Origin of the sequence: Pseudokineococcus marinus (assembly GCF_013004605.1) — a bacterium.
Lineage (GTDB): Bacteria > Actinomycetota > Actinomycetes > Actinomycetales > Quadrisphaeraceae > Pseudokineococcus > Pseudokineococcus marinus.
The window spans coordinates 1-2015 of the sequence record NZ_JABEMA010000426.1 but is presented as its reverse complement, the minus strand read 5'-3'; the positions used below and the strand labels follow the sequence as shown (position 1 = coordinate 2015).

The following is a 2015-nucleotide window of genomic DNA, read 5'->3' as shown; positions in this document are numbered from 1 at the left end:
GGGTGCTCACGGGTGCCGGGACGGGCGCGGGCGCCGGGGTGGCGACGGGCGTCGGGGTGGCGACGGGTGTCGGGGTGGCGACGGGTGTCGGGGTGGCGACGGGTGTCGGGGTGGCGACGGGCGCCGGGGTGGCGACGGGGGTCGGGGCCGCGGTGGGCGCCGGGGCGGCCGCGACCCGCAGGTTCGTGCTGATGCCGTGCGTGCCGCCGGACGGCAGCAGCAGGCGGGCCACGAGGTGGAGGCGCTGGCCGGCCACGGGGGAGAGGTCGACCGTGCCGGTGGCGGTGTGCTGGCCGCGCGTGTCCCGGCCGAGCGACGTCAGCGTCCCGAGGGCGCGGCCGCTGCCGTCGAGCATCCGGGCGCCGGTGATGGCCTGCGGGGAGGTGACGAGGACGGTGACCGTCCCGGCCGGCTGCGTGGTGCCGTAGAGCCCCTTGCCGGCGGAGGTGATGGAGTACCCGGCGCCCACGGACGGGCTCGCGGTCGTCGCCGCGGCGGTGGTCGCGGCGGCGGCGCCGGCGGCCGGGGCCACCGCGGGCAGGAGGCCGACGGCGAGGCCCAGGGCGGTCGCGGCGACGAGGCTCCGCGCGCGGCGGGGATGGCGGTCGGTGGGACGCGTCGGAGTGGTCATGCCGCGTCATCGGGGGGCGTCCTCGCGCCGCTGGAGGAGCGGGTGGGTCCCTCACCCGCCTGCGCCGGAGGGGGTCACCCGCTCGCCGCAGGCCCTTCGGCCGGACGGATGCCGCCGCCGGCTGGCGCCTCAGCCGCGCAGCACCCGACCGGGCGAGCCGTCGGGCGGCCCGGTGCGCCCCGACGGCGGGCGGTGCGCCCGCGACGCGTCAGGCGACGGCGTCGACGACCTCCCGCATCCGCGACCGGAAGCGGGCGCGGGAGAAGCCCTCGGCGTGGGCGCGCACCGCCGCCGGGTCGAGGTCGGCGTCGAAGGTGCGCAGGGCGTCGGCCCAGCGCTCCACGGCCCCGTCGGGCTCCTCGCCGACGAGCGCGCCGGTGCGACCGGGCAGCACGGTGTCGAGCGCTCCGCCCGCCCCCGCCGCCACCACGGGCGCCCCCGTGGCCTGCGCCTCGACGGGGACGATGCCGAAGTCCTCGACGCCCGGCATGAGGAGGGCGCGGCACCGGCGGTAGAGGTCGAGCTGCTCGGCGTCGGTCGTGCGGCCGACGAAGCGCACGGTCGGGCCGGCGACCCGCTCGCAGTCGGCGCGCGCCCGCCCGTCCCCGGCGACGACGAGGGGGACGCCGGCCAGAGTGGCCGCGCGCACGGCCAGCTCGGGGCGCTTGTAGGGCACGAGGCGCCCGGCGAGCAGGAAGAAGTCCTCGCGCTCGACGGACGGGTCGGGCGTGTAGGCGTCGACGTCGACCGGCGGGTGGACGACGACGGACTCCCGGCCCCACCAGCGCTGGATGCGCTCGGCCACGGCGGAGGAGTTCGCGACGAGCGTGCGCACGCGCTGGGCCGCCCGCCGGTCGGCGGGACGGAAGGCGGCGGAGAAGGCCCCGAGCAGCGCCTCGCCGGCGCGCCCGCCGACCTCCCCGCGCCGCATGTCGGCGTCCCACACCCAGCGGGCCGGGCTGTGGACGTAGGCGACGACCGGGGCGCTCGTCGCGTGCACCACCTGCGTCGCGAAGGCGTGGTGGCTGGCGACGACGACGTCGGCGTCGGGCAGCCGGGTGCGGGCGTGGGCCAGCGGAAGCGCGGGCAGCAGGTGGGCGTAGCCGCCGCCCGGCCGCGCGAGCGGCGAGAGCCGACCCGGCCGCAGCCGGGGCCGCAGGTCCGCCGGGACGACGCCCTCCTGCACGACGGGCGCGTGCACGAGCGCCGACGGCCACTCGTGCGCCAGCTGCTCGACGACCATCTCGGAGCCGGCCCACTCGGTGAAGCGCTCGTGGACGAGGGCGACGGAGGGTGCGGGGGGAGCCATGGACGGCAGTCTGCTGCAGGTCGGGCGGCGGCGGCGCCGCGGCAGCCCCGCGTCGCCCGGACGGGGGGCGTCCGC

Annotated in this window: 1 protein-coding gene and 1 pseudogene; both read right to left on the bottom strand. The window is 79.9% G+C overall.

The genetic code is table 11. From position 1 onward, the window contains the following. Positions 1-631: pseudogene (locus tag HLB09_RS17950) on the bottom strand (hypothetical protein); the annotation flags it as partial. A 208-nt stretch (positions 632-839) separates the two neighbouring features. Beyond that, complete coding sequence (locus HLB09_RS16230; RefSeq protein WP_171204344.1) at positions 840-1940, bottom strand: glycosyltransferase; 1101 nt, start codon at positions 1938-1940, stop codon at positions 840-842. Between the last annotated feature and the right edge of the window lie 75 nt (positions 1941-2015).